A 17,378-nucleotide genomic window follows, 5' to 3' on the forward strand; every position below is an offset into this window, starting at 1 on the left:
GGTAATTTCCACAGCCGGCCGGGCATTGGGAGGAACGCATGGTTGTCGTGCTGGTTCTCGGTCTGATCGTCATCGGGTCGGTGGTTTTCCACCTGCTCAGCCCGTGGTGGTGGACTCCGATCGCTTCGAACTGGAACTACATCGACAATACCATCATCATTACATTCTGGATCACCGGCATCGTCTTCGTCGCGGTGATCTCCTTCATGGCCTACTGCATCTTTCGTTTCCGCCATCGGCCGGGCAATCGGGCCGCCTACGAGCCCGAGAACAAGCGTCTGGAATGGTGGCTTGCCGGCAGCACGGCCCTTGGTGTGGCAGCGATGCTGGCGCCTGGTCTCGTCGTCTGGAACCAGTTCGTGACGGTGCCGCCGGATGCTGGCGAAATCGAAGTCGTAGGGCAGCAGTGGCTGTGGAATTTCCGGTTGCCGGGCGCCGATGGCAAGCTCGGCAGGGCAGACAATCGAGCGGTGACCGCCGACAATCCGCTCGGCGTGATCACGAACGATCCGGCTGGCCTCGACGACATCATCATCTCAGGCGCCGAACTGCACTTGCCGATCGGCAAGTCGGTCCGCGTACACCTGCGCTCGATCGATGTGCTGCATGATTTCTACGTTCCCGAGTTCCGGGCGAAGATGGACATGATCCCCGGTTCGGTCACCTATTTTTGGTTCACGCCGACGCGGACGGGCACCTTCGAAGTGCTGTGCGCGGAGCTTTGTGGCGTCGGACATCCGCAGATGCGAGGGACTGTCGTCGTCGACGAGCCGGACGCCTACAAGGCGTGGCTCGCGCAGCAGCAGACGTTTTCGCAGCTGATGGCAGCGGTTGAACCGGCCAAGTAGGCCGGCGTTGCGGCCGGGGGAGCGGCCGTAACGGGAGGAGGAAGGAAGGCATGCGATGGTTGATATTCCAACCAATGCCGGCGATGTTATCCCACCCGCCGAGGTGGCGGATGTTGAGCTCTATCATCCGAGGAGCTGGTGGACGAAATACGTCTTCAGTCAGGATGCCAAGGTCATTGCCATTCAGTATTCGGTGACGGCCTTTTCGATCGGTCTGGTGGCGCTGGTGCTGTCGTGGCTGATCCGCCTACAGCTCGGTTTTCCCGGCTATTTTTCCTTCATCGATGCGGATCATTATTACCAGTTCATCACCATGCACGGGATGATCATGGTGATCTATCTCCTGACCGCGCTTTTCCTCGGCGGTTTCGGCAATTACCTGATTCCGTTGATGGTCGGCGCCCGCGATATGGTGTTCCCCTATGCGAACATGCTGAGCTACTGGCTTTATCTGCTGGCCGTGATCGTGCTTGTTGCGGGCTTCTTCGCCCCTGGCGGACCGACGGGGGCCGGCTGGACGCTTTACCCGCCGCAGGCACTGACGTCAGGTACGCCAGGCGGGCGCGACTGGGGTATCATCCTGATGCTCTCGTCCCTCATCATCTTCATCATCGGCTTCACGATGGGTGGCTTGAACTATGTCGTCACCGTGCTGCAAGGGCGAGCGCGCGGCATGACGCTGATGCGGATGCCATTGACAGTATGGGGCATTTTCACAGCAACCGTCATGGCGTTGCTGGCTTTCCCGGCGCTCTTCGTCGCCGCCGTCATGATGCTGTTTGACCGGCTGCTCGGCACCAGCTTCTTCATGCCTGCGATTGTCGAAATGGGAGAGCAGCTGAAATCCGATGGCGGTAGCCCGATCCTGTTCCAGCACCTCTTCTGGTTCTTTGGGCATCCGGAAGTCTACATCGTCGCGCTTCCGGCATTCGGCATCGTCTCCGATCTTATCAGCACGCATGCGCGCAAGAACATCTTCGGCTACCGCATGATGGTCTGGGCGATCGTGATTATCGGGGCGCTGAGCTTCATCGTATGGGCGCATCACATGTATGTCAGCGGCATGAACCCGAATTTCGGGTTCTTCTTCGCCACGACAACGTTGATCATCGCCGTGCCGACCGCGATCAAGGTCTACAATTGGGTGCTGACGCTGTGGCGGGGTGATATCCACCTGACGCTGCCGATGCTGTTTGCCATCGGTTTCATCGTGACCTTCGTCAATGGCGGGCTGACCGGACTGTTCCTCGGCAACGTCGTGGTGGACGTGCCACTGTCCGATACGATGTTCGTGGTAGCGCATTTCCACATGGTGATGGGCGTCGCGCCCATCATGGTGGTCTTCGGCGCAATCTATCACTGGTATCCGAAGATTACCGGGCGGATGCTCGACGAGGTTCTCGGTCGGATCCATTTCTGGGTTACCTTCATCGGCGCCTATGCGATCTTCTTCCCCATGCATTATGTAGGCCTGGTGGGCGTGCCGAGGCGCTATTTCGAGCTTGGCGACACGGTTTTCATTCCGCCTTCGGTGCATGACCTGAACATGTTCATTTCGGTCGCGGCGCTTGTCGTCGGGGCGGCGCAGATGGTGTTCCTGTTCAATGTCATTTGGAGTCTGTTCCGCGGCCGCGAGGCCGGTGGCAATCCGTGGCGAGCGACGACCCTCGAGTGGCAGACTCCTCAGACGCCGCCCGCCCATGGCAACTGGGGCAAGGAGCTTCCGATCGTCTATCGCTGGGCCTACGACTACAGTGTACCCGGCGCTCCCGAAGACTTCATACCCCAGAACCAGCCGCCTATGGCCGGAGTGTCGAGGGCGCACACATGAGTGTGGTTCTTGTCTTTCTCGCGGTAATAGCGGCAATCGTCATCTGGTGGCTGTCCGGGCAGAGGATGATGTCGAAGCCATGGATGGAGGTCGGCACGCTTGATGATATCGGCGGACCGGCGAAGCCGCCGATCCCGACCGCCAAGATCGGCCTCGGCATTTTCCTCGCGGTGGTCGGCGCGCTCTTTTCCCTGTTGGCCAGTGCTTATCTTTCGCGAATGAGCGGTGCGGATTGGTGGGCAATACCCGTTCCTCGGCTTCTTTGGGCGAATAGCGCTGTCTTGATCGCCAGCTGCGCGGCTCTGCAATGGGCGGTGGTTGAAGCGCGCCGGGGCGCCGATGACGGCCTTCGGCTTGCGCTTGATATAGCGCTGGCGACCGCAGTGCTCTTTCTTGCCGGGCAGGTCGTCGCCTGGCTGCAGCTGGTCGCGGCCGGATATGTCCTTGCCGATAACCCGGCAAACAGTTTCTTCTACATGCTGACGGGATTGCATGGCCTGCATATCCTCGGTGGGCTGGCAGTGCTTGCGCGAACCAGATTGCGCTTGCTCGCAGGCGGCACCGCCGCTTCCGCCAGGCTGCGCCTCAGTGTCGAGCTCTGCGCCACCTACTGGCACTTCATGCTCGTCGTGTGGCTGCTTCTCTTCGCGCTTTTTACCGGCTGGGCAAACGACTTCGTCGATCTCTGCCGCCAACTCGTTTCTTAAGGGGTGGACGATGGCCGAACTGACCCGAATGCAAACTGACGACGTCGCCATGGGGCCGCCCGCCGGCCTGCGCGGCGTGGCGGCCGACTTTGCCTCGGACCAGCGGGCGTTCAAGAACGTCTCCTGGGGCAAGGCCATGATGTGGATCTTTCTCCTCAGCGATACTTTTATCTTCGGCTGCTTCCTCCTGGCCTATATGACCGCGCGGATGTCGACGCCGGTTCCGTGGCCTAATCCGAGCGAGGTCTTCGCGCTCAATATCGGCGGCCAGGAGGTCCCGCTGATCCTCATCGCGATCATGACCTTCATCCTGATCAGCAGCAGTGGCACGATGGCCATGGCTGTCAATTTCGGTTATCGCCGCGAGCGCGGGAAAACGGCCGCTTTGCTGCTTCTGACCGCCGCGCTCGGCGCGACCTTTGTCGGAATGCAGGCTTTCGAATGGACGAAGCTCATCACCGAAGGCGTGCGCCCCTGGGAAAACCCGTGGGGCGCGGCACAGTTCGGATCATCCTTCTTCATGATCACCGGTTTTCACGGGACGCACGTGACCTTCGGCGTAATCTTCCTGCTGGTTACCGCGCGCAAGGTATGGCGCGGGGACTTCGATACGGGCCAGCGCGGCTTCTTCACAAGCCGCAGGGGCAGCTATGAGAACGTCGAGATCATGGGCCTGTACTGGCACTTCGTCGACCTCGTCTGGGTCTTCATCTTTGCCTTCTTCTATCTGTGGTGAGGTCGCATCCATGGCACAGGCACAAGCACATTCCGGCCAACAGCATCCGATCAGGCTCTACCTCGTCGTCTGGGGATTGCTGTTCGTCCTTAGCACCTTCTCCTATCTCGTCGATTATCTCGGCATCCAGGGTTATCCCCGCTGGACGCTCATCATCGTCTTCATGATGCTGAAGGCCGGACTGATCGTTGCCATTTTCATGCACATGGCCTGGGAACGGCTGGCGCTCGTCTACGCGATATTGCTGCCGCCGCTGCTCGTCCTCGTCTTCGTGGCGATGATGGCGTCGGAGTCGCACTACACGATCTTCACCCGGCTTGCCTTCCTCGGCGGGGCCGGTCCCTGAGTCGGCCGTCAAAGGGCTACATGATCTTCTCGTTCGGATAGACGCCCGATAGGGCGGACTGGCGAACGAACCCGCCGACGTCATGGCCGGTCACCTCGACATTGCACCATGTACCATCACATGAGTTGACGGCGACCCGGACGCGCGCCGCGAGCTTTGCAACGGCATTCGCTGAGGCGCGCGGTGTAGCGCGGATCGGCACCGGCGAGGCCATCCAGGGGCCGATCAGCGCAGTGCGGTGGCTGGATAGCAGCGCGCGATGAATGCAGCCGGAGATGCCATCGGCGGATGTCATTTGGCTGGGGAGCACGATGCCGAGCAAGCAGCCGGCAGCCAGCACGCCCAGCCGGTGTGCTGCACGGTATCGACGGCGTGCCATGGCCTAGTTGCAGGATGCCATGCGCTTCAGGGCAGCGGTCACCCCGTTTAGGGAATAAGTATAGGTGGTCGCCGTGCCGCGCTGGGAGACCGCTTCGACCGTCATGTCGCTACCGGAGCGCATGGCGCTGATGACGTCATGCTCGCGCGATTCTTCAAGCACCCAGGCGGACTTGCCCCTGGTGAACATCGTAAACGTCTTGTCGCCGATTGCGATCTTGGCCCGGGAGCCGGGCTTCAGTTCGTAGCCCATGATCGCTTGCGGCTCATATCCGGCGCCCGGCGCCCGACCGATCACGAAGTAATTGCTGCCATGATCGACGCTTGCCGGTTGCTTGCTTGTCGGCACTGTCAGCAAATAGCACACCGTCTCGCCGCCCTTGCTGTAGGAATAGACGCCCCAGTCCTCGAACTGCTTGACCATTGTCGGCTGCGCATGGGCGGCAATTGCACCGGCAAGAGTGAAGGAGAGTACGAGAGCTATTCTTTTCATGGGCATTTTCCCCGCCGAAAGTGTGAGAGACGCTGGTCTTGGAACAGACCGGCTGGAGCGAACGCGGCGCATTCAAGTCGGCGAGGGTTACCGAGACCTTAACGGCGGGCTGGGGGTAACGAACGTGTGACCGATCGATCACCTGATGTGAATGGACGGCCAAAACGAAAGGCCGGTCATGTCTTCCATGGCCGGCCCGCAGGCCCAAGGCCCCTCTTCGCCTGATGTTCCGGATGTCAGTTGCCTGTCTGCCGCACCGTCTTCTGAGCGATCGCCTTGGCAAGATCGTCACGCTCCTCGCAGCCGTTTGGGCAAAGCGTCGTCAGTCGTGCGAGCTGGTCGTTCGCCTTGGCCATGTCGCCGGTCTCGACGTAGAGTTCGCCCAGATATTCGCGGGCGGCCTTGTGGTCGGGCTCGAGCTCCAGCGCCTTGGTGTAATAGGTCAGCGAGGTCCGGTAGTCTCCGGTCTTGCGCAGGGTAAAGCCAAGCAGATTGTAGACGTCTGCCTGCTGCGTATCCTCGGCAAGGCCGCGAAGCTCGTCCCGCGCCCCCTGATAATCCCCGGCAGCGATCTTGGCGCGCACCGACGTCAAATCTGGCGCATTGGTGGGTTCGATATTGTCGATGGCGAAGGCCGGAACGGCTTGGATCGCGGGAAGGGCAGCGGTTGCCGCGATCAAGGCGATCGTGCCTGCCAGAACATGTCTCTTCATGATCGTTTCTCCTTCAGTTTCTCATGCCTGGATCTTGGGGGTGAAGCCGTAGACGTTGCCGTCCTTGACGAAGGTGCCGGAGCCCGGGAACGGAAAATGCGAGCCGCAGATCGCGATCTTGTCTGCGATGACGCGGTCGATCAGCTTGCGGCGCGTCTCGATCGCCATCGGCCCGTCCTGGTCGTAGGCGCCCTGCCATTCCGGATGCGGGGCGAGCAAGGCCGGCACGTACATGATGTCGGCCGACACCATCAGCTGTTCGTTTCCGCCGTCGACGAGATAGACGGAGTGGCCGGGCGTATGTCCCGGCGCTGATATCATGCGGATGCCGGGCGCTACCTCGGCGCCGTCCTCGACGAGTTTCCAGTTCTGCCATTTCGGGAAAACATTGGCGATGCGCTGGCCGGCGGCCTTACGGCTTTCCGCAAGCTTTTCGACGCGGCCAGACTCCGTCCACCAGCTATACTCGGCTGCGTTGACGATCAGTTCGGCATCGGGAAAGACGGCCGCATTGGTGCCCTTGTCCATCAGGCCCCAGACGTGGTCCGGATGGAAATGTGAGAGCATGACCGTGTTGATCTTCCTGTAGTCGATGCCCGCCGCCGCCATGTTGGCGGGTAGGTGCGTCGCATTCGCCTGCCACTGGCCGACGCCCGATCCGGCATCCATCATGATCAGCCGGTCGCCCATCTTGAGGACGACGACGGTGAGGGGGATCGGCATGAAACCGGTCGGCAGGCCGGCCTTGGCAAGCGCCTCCTTGGTGTCTTCGATTGAGGCGTTCTTGATGAAGCCTGGGTCGTGCGGCTTTCGCCAGATACCGTCATAGATGGCGGTGACCTCGACCGATCCGACCCTATATCTGTAGAAGCCGACGCTCGGCTCGTCGGGCGTTTCGGCAAAGACCGGTGAAACGAATTCCAGTTTCGAGGCAAGGCCGAAGGCGGCGCCCGCGGCGGCGGTGCCGAGAACGGTACGGCGTGTCATGGTGAACATCGCAAGTCTCCTCTTGTCGGGTGCTATGATGCAGCGGCAACACGACAATGGGTGCCGCCGCTGCCAGACAAGATCGAGGCCGGCCGGCAGTTATTCCCGGCATGCCGGGCAATCTTCCTAAGCCGATGAAACCGATGGGAGATTTTTCGCGACGGCATCCAGAACCCTTCCCGTGAACGCTTTTCCTCGAAAAAAATCGCGCCGGGACGGAATAAAATGACGGTCAGGGCGATCTATCTTGCGGAAGGCATAAGGGCGATCCGATGCGGTCGGCCGAACCCGGGGAAGACGATGACAGAGGCTGAGATCGCGGATTTCCTTTCATTCGAATGCCAGCGCACGCCATTAGGTGCCGATCGGGCGATTGCCGGTACCGGGCGGATGGCGGCTCGCCTTCTGAAAGCCCTCTCCGCCATGATCGGCATGTCGTTGGCGATGACGCGGCCGCTGCTCGACCCGCAAGCGGCCACGATGAGGACGCCTGCCGCATCGGCCGAAACGATGCAACGCTTCCAGAAGGCCATCCTTCCGCAGCTGGACGACGCCTACAATTTCGCCCGCTTCCTCAGTCGCGATCGCGATGCTGCTGGAGATATCGTCCAGGAAGCCTTCCTGCGCGCCTATCGGAGCTTCGAAGGCTATCGCGGCGGCGATCCGCGCGCCTGGATGTTTTCGATCGTCAGAAATTGCTACCGCGCCTGGCTACTCGACGGCCGCCGGAAGGCGCATTTCGAAGTGCCGATGGCCGAGGACGTCTCGACCGGTGAAGCGGATATCGCGACTTGCCAGATCGCGTCCGACGACGACACGCCGGAAGCGTCCGTGATCCGCAAGAGCGAGTCCGAGCGCGTACGGCGGGTCATCGGCGATCTTTCCGACCCGATGCGGGAGGTGCTGGTGCTGCGGGAACTCGAGAGCCTGTCCTATCGGCAGATCGCCGAAATCATCGACGCGCCGATCGGCACCGTCATGTCCAGGCTCGCGCGGGCACGGGAGGAGTTCGGCAAAGCCTGGCTGGCCCTGGAAAAGAGCGGGGTGGCGCCATGAGCGATGAAAGCCATAGAGCCTGTCCCGAATGGAGCGACATGCTGCACGGTTTCGTCGACGGTGAGCTCGATTCGGTCCATTCGGCGCAATTCGAGGCGCATCTTGCCGGTTGCGTCTCCTGCAGCGCCGCGCTGGCAAGGGTGACTGCCATGCGGAAGGTCATCGGTGGAAACGGGGTCAAATGGCGCGCGCCGGAAGAAGTGCGTTCTCGGGTCCTAAGTAGCCTGTCCCTCGAGACTGCCGCCACCGTGGATCCGGAGAAGGCGGCTGCGGCCGAAAACGGCATCTGGCCGCGGATCTTCGCGTTCATCCGGCAATGGAGCCTTGTGCCGTCGCTTGCTGCGCTGGCCGCAAGTCTCTTCCTGTTCGTCAATCTGCCGCGTGGGATAGATATCCAAGATCAGATCGTCGCCAGCCATGTCCGCTCGCTGCTTGCCGATCACCTGGCTGATGTGCAGACCTCGGATCGACACACCGTCAAGCCCTGGTTCAACGGCAAGATCGACTTCTCTCCGCCAGTCGTCGATCTCGCGGCCCAGGGGCTTCCCCTGATCGGGGGCAGGGTCGACTACGTTGGCGGACGGGTCGTCGCGGCTCTGATCTATCGGCTCCGCGGACACGTGATTAATCTCTTTATATGGCCGGGTACGTCGACGGCACCGGGCAGTGCGGAACGCGAGGGATACAATATTAGTCGATGGTCGAGCGGCGGGCTGGTGTTCTGGGCGATAACCGATGCCAGCGCCGAAGATCTTGCCGCATTCCGCAAGAATTTTATAGCGCAGGCCGGCTTGGCGCCCGAGGAAGAGCGTCCTTGAAACGAAAGCGCCGGCGGGAACAATCCGGCCGGCGCGATAACATGATGCTTCCTTGCAGGTCTCAGGCCGAAAGCTTGGCCAGAACCTCTTCGTCGACTTCGAAATTCGAGTAGACGTTCTGGACATCGTCATCGTCTTCCAGGCTGTCGATCAGCTTCAGCAGCGACTGGGCACGTTCTTCGTCGACGGGCACGTTGTTCTGGGCGCGCCAGACCGCCTTGACGGTTTCGGCTTCACCGAGCGAGCCTTCGAGGGCCTTGGCGACTTCGCCGAGGGATTCAAAGGCGCAGGTGATGTAGTGGCCTTCTTCGTCGGTCTCGACGTCGTCGGCACCGGCTTCGATCGCCGCTTCCATCATCTTGTCGGCATCGCCAGCGGACAGCTTGTAGGTGATCTCGCCGACGTGGTCGAAAGAGAAGGAAACCGAGCCGGTTTCTCCAAGTGCACCGCCGGCCTTCGTAAAGATCGAGCGGACGTTGGAGGCGGTGCGGTTGCGGTTGTCGGTCAGCGCCTCGACGATGATCGCCGTGCCGCCCGGGCCGTAACCCTCATAACGGACTTCATCGTAGTTCTCGCCGTCGGCACCGGAGGCCTTCTTGATGGCGCGGTCGATATTGTCCTTTGGCATGGATTGCGCCTTGGCGTTCTGGATCGCCAGACGCAGGCGGGCGTTCATCGAAGGGTCGGGCAGACCGGCCTTGGCCGCAACCGTGATTTCACGTGCGAGCTTGGAGAACATTTTCGATCGCACGGCATCCTGACGGCCCTTGCGATGCATGATGTTTTTAAACTGTGAATGGCCAGCCATGGCACCCCTGTTCACGTCGTATTGGTAGGAATGGGCCGCCTTATAAGAGCGAAATTGGCCGCATTCAAGGGAAAACGGCTCTGTCGCGCCGGTCGCCCGTGTATCCGGAATGGCGGAACAAACCCCAGCAAGTTGACGTTTCACCCACGGACCCTCGAAATGGAAGGAAGTGCTATGGCTAGTTTCAACGAGGCGCGGGAACACCCGGCACGCCAGCTCTGGGACCAGGTGAACGACATTCATGCCGGCATGCTCGGCGTGGACGGGGCCGACATGCACATGCAGCCGATGGCGCCGAACGCCGATCCGAAGACCAACACGATCTGGTTCTATACGAAATCCGATGCGGCGATCGTACGTGCGATCAAGCCGGGGACTCGGGCGCATTTCTGTGTAGTCGGCAAGGATCACGACTACCATGCCTGCCTTGCCGGCAAGATCGAGGTGCGGCCCGACCCGTCAAAGGTAGACGAGTATTGGAACTCGCTCGTCGCCGCCTGGTATGACGACGGCAAGAAGGATCCGAAGCTCACGATGCTCGCCATGCATGTCGACGACGCCGAGATCTGGGTTTCGACAGGCAATAAGCTGAAGTTCGGCTGGGAGATCGCCAAGGCCAACCTCGACGATGACAAGATGCCCGATGTCGGCATCAGGCAGCACTTGCAGTTCGCCTGAGAAGAATAGGCCCGGCGCAGTCCGGGTCTTTTACTGCATGCCCTTCGCGACATAGATCAGCGGCTTTTTCGGCAAGGTGCGCAGCGAGACGGAGATCGTGTTCGTCGGCGCGTAGCTGATGTCGAAATCGGGTCCGAACATCGACAGGAAGCTTTGCAGTGGGCGCGGCTGATGCATCGGCAGGATCAGCGAGGCGCGCAGGCGCTTGATGACGCGGCTCATGCTGTCGGAACCCATCGTCAGCCCACCATCCACCGGCACCATCACGACATCCAGCCGGCCGATGTCCGTGTAGTGGGCCTCCGTCAGTTCGTAATGCAGATGGCCGAGATGACCGATGCAGAGACCGGCAACCTCGAAGATGAAGATCGAGTTCCCATCTTGCTGCGGCGCGCCTAAGCCGCCCCTGATATCGGTTGTGACGTTGCGGATGTAGGTGTCTCCGACCACGAGGTTGATCTTGGCCTTTTCGCCCGGGACGTCGCTCCATCCATGCAGTACATATTTGATGGCCGGGTCGGTCACCAGCGTATAGTGCGAGGAATGGGCGCGGTTCATGGTGACGACCATTGGCGCCTGTGGCGGCGAGTACCAGCCGCTGTAATCGGTCGCGATCGTTACGCCACCTGGCGTTTCAATGAGGAAGGTGGAGTGCCCGATGTAGGTCAGCGCAACCGATTGGTCGGTGGCGGTGGCATCGATGATCGGTGCCGAGCCCGTGAAGCTGGCAAAGGTCGCTTGCGGGATCGATTGGGCGATGGCCTGGCACTGGCTGACGTTTCGCTGTTCCTCCTGAGCGGCGGCGGCTTCCGCGGCAACCAGGACCATCAGGCAGGCGATTGCGAAAACAAGAAAACGCGGCTTCATGCCACTTCCTCCAGCGCTCTCACGGACAGGCTCGGGAGGATGCGGCAAGGCGCAGCAGCGGTCCAGTTGAAATCCGGAGTCGCTTCTCACGTTTGCGTCATGGCGGGAAAGGCTCTAGCGCCAGAACTCCGGAATAGTCTCGGCAAGCCGGGGACCGAGACGCAGCGGAGCGATCTTTTCAGCCAGGCCGGTCGCATCGGAGATCTCGACGCCGACACCGCAGATGGTGGCAGGGCCGGTCGCTGCTTCCATGCGGCCCTTCGGCATCTTGGAGATGAACCGGTTCAGCGGCTCCTCCTTATCCATGCCGAGCGAGGAGTCGTAGTCGCCGCACATGCCGGCATCCGACATGTAGGCGGTACCACCGTTCAGGATCTGGTGGTCGGCGGTCGGCACATGTGTGTGGGTGCCGACGACGAAGCTGGCGCGGCCGTCGACGAAATGACCGAAGCACTGCTTCTCGCTTGTCGCTTCGGCATGGAAGTCGAAGATGATCGCATCGGCCTGTTCCTTCAGCGGGCAGGCATCGAGGATCGCTTCTGCAGACTTGAAGGGATCGTCGAGTTCGGGATGCATGAAGACGCGACCCATGACATTTGCGACCAGCACGCGTGCACCGTTGCGGGCGTAGAACAGCCCCGAGCCGCGGCCCGGCGTGCCCTGCGGATAGTTGGCCGGTCGCAGGAACTGGTCGTGACGCCCGGCAAATGCGACCGCTTCCTTCTGATCCCAGACGTGGTTGCCCGTCGTGACGACATCGGCGCCGGCGTTTATCGTCTCGAGGAAGATATCCTCGGTGATGCCAAAACCGCCGGCGGCGTTCTCGCCGTTGACGACGACGAAATCGAGCTTCAGGTCAGAAATGAGGCCGGGGAGGCGGTTCCAGACGGCGGTGCGTCCGGTCTTACCCACCATGTCACCCAGAAAAAGCAGTCGCATTGCTATCCAATCCAAGAGGCAAAAAAGCGCAGCCCGCTTTCCGTCAGAAGGGCGTCCAGGCTGACATCGTGCGGCTCGTCGGGCACATGTGCCACTTCCTGGCAGTCGAATGCAATGCCGATCAGCTTGGGATGCAGGCCTTTTTGCCGCAAACGGTCGATGGCGCGGTCATAATAGCCGGCACCGTAACCGATGCGGTGGCCGCGATTGTCGAAGGCGGAGAGGGGAACCAGCATGATTTCGGGATCGAGCACGGCGGCGTCCGCCGGCGGTCCCGAGGTGCCGAAGCCTGTGCTGACCAAAGGGACACCGCGCACGAGTTCGCGAAACACGATTGTCTGCTTGTCGAGGATGGCGGGCACGCAAAGCCGTGCTCCGCGCGCCTGGAACCGCGCCAGAAGCGGCCGGATGTCGGCCTCCGAGCGGATCGGCAGGAAGCCGGAGACGACAGTGCCCGGATCGAAGGCGACGGCCTCGCCGGCATGCTCGGCCATGGCCAGGCTCATCTCGATGCGCGTGGCCTCTGGGATGGCGTCGCGCAGTGCAAGCCGGCCGGCACGCATTTCGGCTTTCATTTCTTTCGGGGTCATACGGTCCATCGCGCTTTTTTCAGCAGACGATAACGGTCCTGCCGATCATTTCAACGGGACAATGCGACCTTTGACCGCCCGCCTTAGCCAATCGGATCAAATCGTGATGCTGGTCGGTATGGCTGAGGCGTCGGCCTGTGCCTCAAACGAGTAGGCGTTCACGCATGATGCCTGCTGGCCGGTTCTTGCGCGCAAGTCGCGCATCGCCTTGTCCATGAGCTGCCGAACCTCCTGCAGGATGGCCTTGAACTCTTCCATTGTCTTGCGGTCTTCGGTGGAGATGCCGGCGGACGCCTGCTGTCCGTCTTCGACGACGCTCTGGTAGGCGTTGCGCGCCGCAGTTGCGCCGTCGGGTTCGTCCGCTTGGGCGGCGCTCGCGTCGGAGCTGTCCGATGCCGTGGCCGCGTCTGTGGCTGATGTATCGGTTGCGGCATCTGCCGACGCCGCTCCGGTATCGGCCGTTGCCGCAGAGGCATTGGCTGTGGAAGCGATGTTTGTTGCACTGGCCGCAACAGCCGAGGCAAATTCCGCCGCAGCGGCGCTGATCTTGTGGGCAAGTTCGGCCGCAAGCCGGGCGACGAGCTCCGGCGGGTAGCCCCCGCTCTTCAGCATTTCGAGTTGCTGCTTGGCTTCCTCAAGCTTGCGCGCCGCTCTGGCCTTCGCCGCTTCGGCCGAGGTGGCCATGCTCTCGCGCAGGCTTTCCTGTGCCTTTGCCGCATTCTGCAATATCTTCAGGCGCGCGCTGGTGCTGTCGGCCGACATATTGAGATTGTGGGCGGAATAGGTGTTGCGCAGGATGTTGAGCGCTGATGCGGAACCGACTTGCATACTATTCTCCGGATTGCACTATCCGGTGCAGTCTGCAACTTCACGCTTGCGTGGGCCTGTGCCGCCTATGCAAGCGTAGCGAGCGCATGGATCGTTTGATTGAACAGCGGCATGCCGCCAGGCGACCAACCGAGAGCACGGATCTTCGCCGTGTCCATCGGCGTAAGCTGCGCCTTGTCGGCGGGAAGCGGGAGCCTGTTCACGCAATCGCGCTCCCAGCGAATGTGTTCCAGGATGTCCCAGGTATCCAGCGTGATATCGGAGACGTTGAAGGTCTCGCCGGAGATACGCGTGGCGTCCGCTTCCAGCATCAGCCGTACGGCCTTGCCGACATCTCTTCCGTGGACCTCGGTTCCGGCGCGTGATCGCAGGTGGCGGCCGGCTAGGTAATCTTCGATCAGTCTGTCCCATTTGTTCGGTCGGAGGTCGCCATAGACGCCGGTCAATCGGAGGCTGGCCGTCGCGAAGCCGGGCGACGCGAGGTGTGCGAGACTGCGCTCGGCATCAAGCTTGACCTGGCCGTAGAGGGTCTCGGGCTTGTCAGGCATGCCCTCTTTCAGCGTGGTTCCCGGTGCATGCTCTCCGTAGGCGGCGCGGCTGGAAATGAAAACGCAGCGGCGCGTGCCGGCGCGTTTGGCTGCTTCGAAAAGCCGGACGCTGCCGTCGAGGTTGAAGCGCTTGAACGTCTCCGGGTCGTCGCCCTCGCCGCCGCGGTATTTGCCGGGCGGGTGGTGGAAGGCGGCGTGCACGAAGAAATAGGCGTCCTCGAAGGCTTCGATATAATCGTGCGCAGGATCGAGCGAGAGCGGGGCGAACTCAACCGGTCTCGAAAAGAAGCGGGGCAGGGGAGCGTGGCGGCCGCCGATGATCACGGTATAGCCGGCGGCGAGCAGTTCTTCGACGATATAGCGCCCGACGAGACCTGTTCCCCCCGATACCAATACCTTCATGCTGCCTCTTCCGGGTTCGCCATGGTCGATAGATCCGGCAGGTCATCGCCGGCATAGAATGCATGCCAAAGGTCGATCAGCGGCCGCAGTTTATCGACCTTCGGATGATTCGTCTCCCACGGCTTCTCATACTGGTAGTGCAGGACGGAAATACTGTGCCAATCCCAAAGCTGGGGCATGGTAAACCAGACATATTGGAGCATGTTGAAATAGATCGGCAGGCCGTGCCAATCCGGGAAAAATTCCTGCAGGAAGGTCTGGTCCGTCCGCTTCCAGAACACTCCCGGCTGATCCAGTCGCTCCAGCATGCGTTGGAATGTGTCTTCAGACGGTTGCGCGACGAAGACGCCGGAGTTCAGCCGCTGGAAGTCCTCGAGGGATTCATAGACGTTCGGGGCGGCCGAAAACTCGGGATAGCGGAAGAGCTTGTCGATGTTGTGCAACACGATCGCATCGGCATCGATGAAGACGCAACTGGTGTATTCGGTCAGCTGCCAGAGGCGCAGCTTGCAGAAATTGTCGAGCGGCGAGTGAAACGCCGGCTTGCGTCCTTTCGTGAAGGGAGCCGCGGCGTGCAGATTGGATCGAGCATGACGCTCATTGAACTCCGCTGACAGCGGCAGATGCTCGACCGGCACCAGGCGGCAGTCGAGCTTTAGGAGTGGGGCAAGGCTGGCTTGGTCAACGCCCGCGGTATGGAGGACGACGATGACCGCTGGGGTAGCGGTTCGGCGCAAGGATGTTGCAAGCGCCTTGGCACCCTTGGCGTAATCGTCGTTGGTGATGAGAGTGACATAGGCGTGCCGGGGCTCACTCATGAAACGGACTTCAGCCTCTTGCCTTCCGGATCATGGTTGATCGTGGCGGCAATGTCCTTCGTCCAAGCGGAAACGGCAGGCACGCGCGACCGGTCAACGCGATAGGCAAATTTCTTGGCGACATCGACGATCTCGCTCAGAAGGCCTGCCTGGAGGGTGATCGGATCGAGGCCGAGATGGCGAAATTTCTCGTTCTTGACGATGAGTTCGTTTTCCGGTGCTTCCTTGCGCGGGTTCGGTAGCCAGGCGATTTCGGCGCCGCTCATCTTTGCGATCATTTCGGCGAGATCGCGCACGCGATGCGTTTCGGTCATCTGGTTGAAGATTTCGACACGGGCTCCGCGGGCAGGCGGGTTGTTCAAGGCAAGCTCGATGCAGCGTACCGAGTCCTGGATATGGATGAAGGCGCGGGTTTGGCCACCGGTGCCATGGACGGTTAGGGGATAGCCGATCGCCGCCTGGATGAGGAAGCGGTTCAGCACGGTGCCGTAGTCGCCGTCATAGTCGAAGCGATTGACGAGTTGAGGGTGCCGGCGTGTCTGCTCGGTATGCGTTCCCCAAACGATTCCCTGGTGCAGGTCGGTTATGCGCAGGCGGTCGTTCTTGGCGTAGAAATGGAAAAGCAACTGATCCAGGCATTTGGTCATGTGATAGATCGAGCCGGGATTGGACGGATAGAGGATTTCCTGGCTGACGGTCTCGCCGCTCGCCGTCTCGATGCCAACGGGCAGATACCCCTCGGGGATCGCCGCCCCGACCGTCGAATAGCCATAGACGCCCATCGTGCCGAGGTGGATGAGATGTGCGTCGAGCTGGAGTTCGACAAGCGCATTCAGGAGGTTATGGGTGGCGTTAACGTTGTTGTTGACGGTGTAGTTCTTGTGCCGGTCGCTCTTCATCGAGTAGGGGGCGGCACGCTGCTCGGCAAAGTGAATGACGGCATCCGGACGGTTCTCGGCGAGCCACTTCTTCAGGAGCTCGTAGTCCTTGGCGAGGTCGATCAGGTTGAAATGAATGCGCCGGCCAGTTTCGGCGTGCCAGATGCGCGTGCGTTCCTGGATCGAGTCCATCGGGGTCAGCGACTGGACCCCGAGTTCGGTGTCGATCCACCGCCGCGAAAGATTGTCGAGGATATGGATCTCATGCCCCGCGTCCGAAAGATGCAATGATGTCGGCCAGCCGATGAATCCGTCCCCGCCCATCACTGCAATCTTCATCGCGGTGTCTCCTGCTTGAATGTCTCTGTCAAAAATTACTTAGGAAGCGTGACAATTGTTCAATGCTTGCAAGGCGGAAAGTCTTCCGCCAAAGAGGGCGCGTGGCTTTGGAGAAAATTATGGCGGACAACGGTTTTTCGATTTCGGGTGAACTCACGGAAACGGGTCACCGGCTCCTGCAGCGGGTTTACTACGAGGACACGGATTTTTCCGGCCTCGTCTACCATGCCCGCTACCTGCACTTCCTCGAGCGCGGCCGCACAGATTACCTCCGGTGCCTCGGCGTCGAGCAACGAGAGCTTATCAATGCGGACGAGGAGGGACTTGTCTTCGTCGTCCATCGCATGGAGATCGACTTCAAGCAGCCGGCACGGATGGATGACATCCTGACGGTGCTGACCCACACCGAAAGAGCAGGCGGCGCCAAGATGGTCCTCAATCAGGAAATCCGGCGCGGCGAAACGCTGCTGATCGCCGCCAAGGTGATCATCGCCGTCATCAACGCCAATGCAAGGCCGCGACGACTGCCGGAGACTCTTGCGGCGAAATTCCTGGAAGGCAGCAAGCCGCTCCGCGGACCTTGAGCCCTCGCAACGAGCAGTGCGATTAACACCTTTTGCGTGCGGCGATTCGCCCGGGTTGATCGCGAACGCTGAAAAGACGCGGGATTCCGACCTTGCATAAACATGAGTTTTGTGTGAAGGAATTCGCGCGCTGGAAGATAAGCGCTGTTGTGGTCATCGACCTAGTTCTGACCAAGTAATCCAAGG

At 60.9% G+C, this 17,378-nt stretch carries 21 protein-coding genes; 9 read left to right on the forward strand and 12 right to left on the reverse strand.

From position 1 onward, the window contains the following. Nucleotides 1–38: 38 nt before the first annotated feature. Genes RHIBUN_RS0119820 through RHIBUN_RS0119840 form a run of 5 tightly spaced genes read left to right on the forward strand, consistent with a single transcriptional unit; the run spans nt 39 to nt 4,468 of the window. The gene (locus RHIBUN_RS0119820) at nt 39–848 is read left to right on the forward strand and encodes a cytochrome c oxidase subunit II (protein ID WP_025660897.1); all 810 of its coding nucleotides are present in this window, start codon (nt 39–41) and stop codon (nt 846–848) included. 55 nt (nt 849–903) lie between these two features. Beyond that, complete coding sequence (gene ctaD, locus RHIBUN_RS0119825) at nt 904–2,679, forward strand: cytochrome c oxidase subunit I (protein ID WP_025660898.1); 1,776 nt, start codon at nt 904–906, stop codon at nt 2,677–2,679. Continuing rightward, complete coding sequence (locus RHIBUN_RS0119830) at nt 2,676–3,386, forward strand: cytochrome c oxidase subunit 3 (protein WP_025660899.1); 711 nt, start codon at nt 2,676–2,678, stop codon at nt 3,384–3,386. The genes ctaD and RHIBUN_RS0119830 overlap by 4 nt, the downstream gene beginning before the upstream one ends. 10 nt (nt 3,387–3,396) lie before the next feature. Further along, entirely contained in the window at nt 3,397–4,122 is a 726-nt protein-coding gene (locus RHIBUN_RS0119835; RefSeq protein WP_018858845.1) for a heme-copper oxidase subunit III family protein, read from the forward strand. A 10-nt stretch (nt 4,123–4,132) separates the two neighbouring features. Then, nucleotides 4,133–4,468 (forward strand): cytochrome C oxidase subunit IV family protein, encoded by a 336-nt coding sequence (locus RHIBUN_RS0119840; protein WP_018858844.1) that lies wholly within the window; start codon nt 4,133–4,135, stop codon nt 4,466–4,468. A gap of 16 nt (nt 4,469–4,484) precedes the next feature. Here the strand turns inward: RHIBUN_RS0119840 and RHIBUN_RS33625 are convergent, their stop codons facing one another. The 4 genes from RHIBUN_RS33625 to RHIBUN_RS0119860 form a co-directional block, all read right to left on the reverse strand. Continuing rightward, the gene (locus tag RHIBUN_RS33625) at nt 4,485–4,847 is read right to left on the reverse strand and encodes an SH3 domain-containing protein (protein WP_025660900.1); all 363 of its coding nucleotides are present in this window, start codon (nt 4,845–4,847) and stop codon (nt 4,485–4,487) included. 3 nt (nt 4,848–4,850) lie between these two features. Beyond that, nucleotides 4,851–5,345 (reverse strand): invasion associated locus B family protein, encoded by a 495-nt coding sequence (locus tag RHIBUN_RS0119850; protein ID WP_025660901.1) that lies wholly within the window; start codon nt 5,343–5,345, stop codon nt 4,851–4,853. Nucleotides 5,346–5,575: 230 nt separating this feature from the next. Then, a complete protein-coding gene (locus tag RHIBUN_RS0119855) occupies nt 5,576–6,052 on the reverse strand; it encodes a tetratricopeptide repeat protein (RefSeq protein WP_025660902.1) in 477 nt (158 codons plus the stop codon). A gap of 21 nt (nt 6,053–6,073) precedes the next feature. Further along, on the reverse strand, nt 6,074–7,048 hold the full coding sequence (locus RHIBUN_RS0119860) for an MBL fold metallo-hydrolase (RefSeq protein WP_018858839.1): 975 nt from the start codon (nt 7,046–7,048) through the stop codon (nt 6,074–6,076). Nucleotides 7,049–7,264: 216 nt separating this feature from the next. Between RHIBUN_RS0119860 and RHIBUN_RS0119865 the strand changes: the two genes are divergently transcribed. Then, complete coding sequence (locus RHIBUN_RS0119865; protein ID WP_037217232.1) at nt 7,265–8,095, forward strand: sigma-70 family RNA polymerase sigma factor; 831 nt, start codon at nt 7,265–7,267, stop codon at nt 8,093–8,095. After that, on the forward strand, nt 8,092–8,913 hold the full coding sequence (locus RHIBUN_RS0119870) for an anti-sigma factor (protein ID WP_025660904.1): 822 nt from the start codon (nt 8,092–8,094) through the stop codon (nt 8,911–8,913). Before RHIBUN_RS0119865 ends, RHIBUN_RS0119870 begins: the two co-directional genes overlap by 4 nt. Before the next feature lie 61 nt (nt 8,914–8,974). Here RHIBUN_RS0119870 and RHIBUN_RS0119875 read toward each other — a convergent pair whose 3' ends face one another. Then, entirely contained in the window at nt 8,975–9,721 is a 747-nt protein-coding gene (locus RHIBUN_RS0119875) for a YebC/PmpR family DNA-binding transcriptional regulator (RefSeq protein WP_025660905.1), read from the reverse strand. A gap of 174 nt (nt 9,722–9,895) precedes the next feature. Between RHIBUN_RS0119875 and RHIBUN_RS0119880 the strand changes: the two genes are divergently transcribed. Continuing rightward, on the forward strand, nt 9,896–10,399 hold the full coding sequence (locus tag RHIBUN_RS0119880) for a pyridoxamine 5'-phosphate oxidase family protein (protein WP_025660906.1): 504 nt from the start codon (nt 9,896–9,898) through the stop codon (nt 10,397–10,399). Between the two features lie 30 nt (nt 10,400–10,429). Here the strand turns inward: RHIBUN_RS0119880 and RHIBUN_RS0119885 are convergent, their stop codons facing one another. From RHIBUN_RS0119885 to RHIBUN_RS0119915, 7 genes are all read right to left on the reverse strand, one after another. Then, a complete protein-coding gene (locus RHIBUN_RS0119885) occupies nt 10,430–11,266 on the reverse strand; it encodes an MBL fold metallo-hydrolase (RefSeq protein ID WP_025660907.1) in 837 nt (278 codons plus the stop codon). A gap of 114 nt (nt 11,267–11,380) precedes the next feature. Further along, complete coding sequence (locus tag RHIBUN_RS0119890; protein ID WP_016557201.1) at nt 11,381–12,205, reverse strand: TIGR00282 family metallophosphoesterase; 825 nt, start codon at nt 12,203–12,205, stop codon at nt 11,381–11,383. A gap of 2 nt (nt 12,206–12,207) precedes the next feature. Next, nucleotides 12,208–12,795 (reverse strand): 5-formyltetrahydrofolate cyclo-ligase, encoded by a 588-nt coding sequence (locus RHIBUN_RS0119895; protein ID WP_025660908.1) that lies wholly within the window; start codon nt 12,793–12,795, stop codon nt 12,208–12,210. A gap of 96 nt (nt 12,796–12,891) precedes the next feature. Then, nucleotides 12,892–13,623 (reverse strand): hypothetical protein, encoded by a 732-nt coding sequence (locus tag RHIBUN_RS0119900; protein WP_025660909.1) that lies wholly within the window; start codon nt 13,621–13,623, stop codon nt 12,892–12,894. A 65-nt stretch (nt 13,624–13,688) separates the two neighbouring features. Then, a complete protein-coding gene (locus tag RHIBUN_RS0119905; protein WP_025660910.1) occupies nt 13,689–14,573 on the reverse strand; it encodes an NAD(P)-dependent oxidoreductase in 885 nt (294 codons plus the stop codon). Beyond that, nucleotides 14,570–15,391 carry a glycosyltransferase gene (locus tag RHIBUN_RS0119910; RefSeq protein WP_025660911.1) on the reverse strand — a complete coding sequence of 274 codons (822 nt, stop codon included), beginning with the start codon at nt 15,389–15,391 and terminating at the stop codon, nt 14,570–14,572. The genes RHIBUN_RS0119905 and RHIBUN_RS0119910 overlap by 4 nt, the downstream gene beginning before the upstream one ends. Beyond that, nucleotides 15,388–16,608: an NAD-dependent epimerase/dehydratase family protein gene (locus RHIBUN_RS0119915; protein ID WP_025660912.1), complete on the reverse strand. Its 1,221-nt coding sequence runs from the start codon at nt 16,606–16,608 to the stop codon at nt 15,388–15,390. Before RHIBUN_RS0119915 ends, RHIBUN_RS0119910 begins: the two co-directional genes overlap by 4 nt. Nucleotides 16,609–16,727: 119 nt before the next feature. On the opposite strand from RHIBUN_RS0119915, the gene ybgC reads away from it, so the two are divergent. After that, entirely contained in the window at nt 16,728–17,192 is a 465-nt protein-coding gene (gene ybgC / locus RHIBUN_RS0119920; RefSeq protein ID WP_025660913.1) for a tol-pal system-associated acyl-CoA thioesterase, read from the forward strand. The last annotated feature ends 186 nt before the right edge of the window (nt 17,193–17,378 follow it).

It is taken from the genome of Rhizobium sp. IBUN (assembly GCF_000510625.1).
Classification (GTDB): domain Bacteria; phylum Pseudomonadota; class Alphaproteobacteria; order Rhizobiales; family Rhizobiaceae; genus Rhizobium; species Rhizobium altiplani.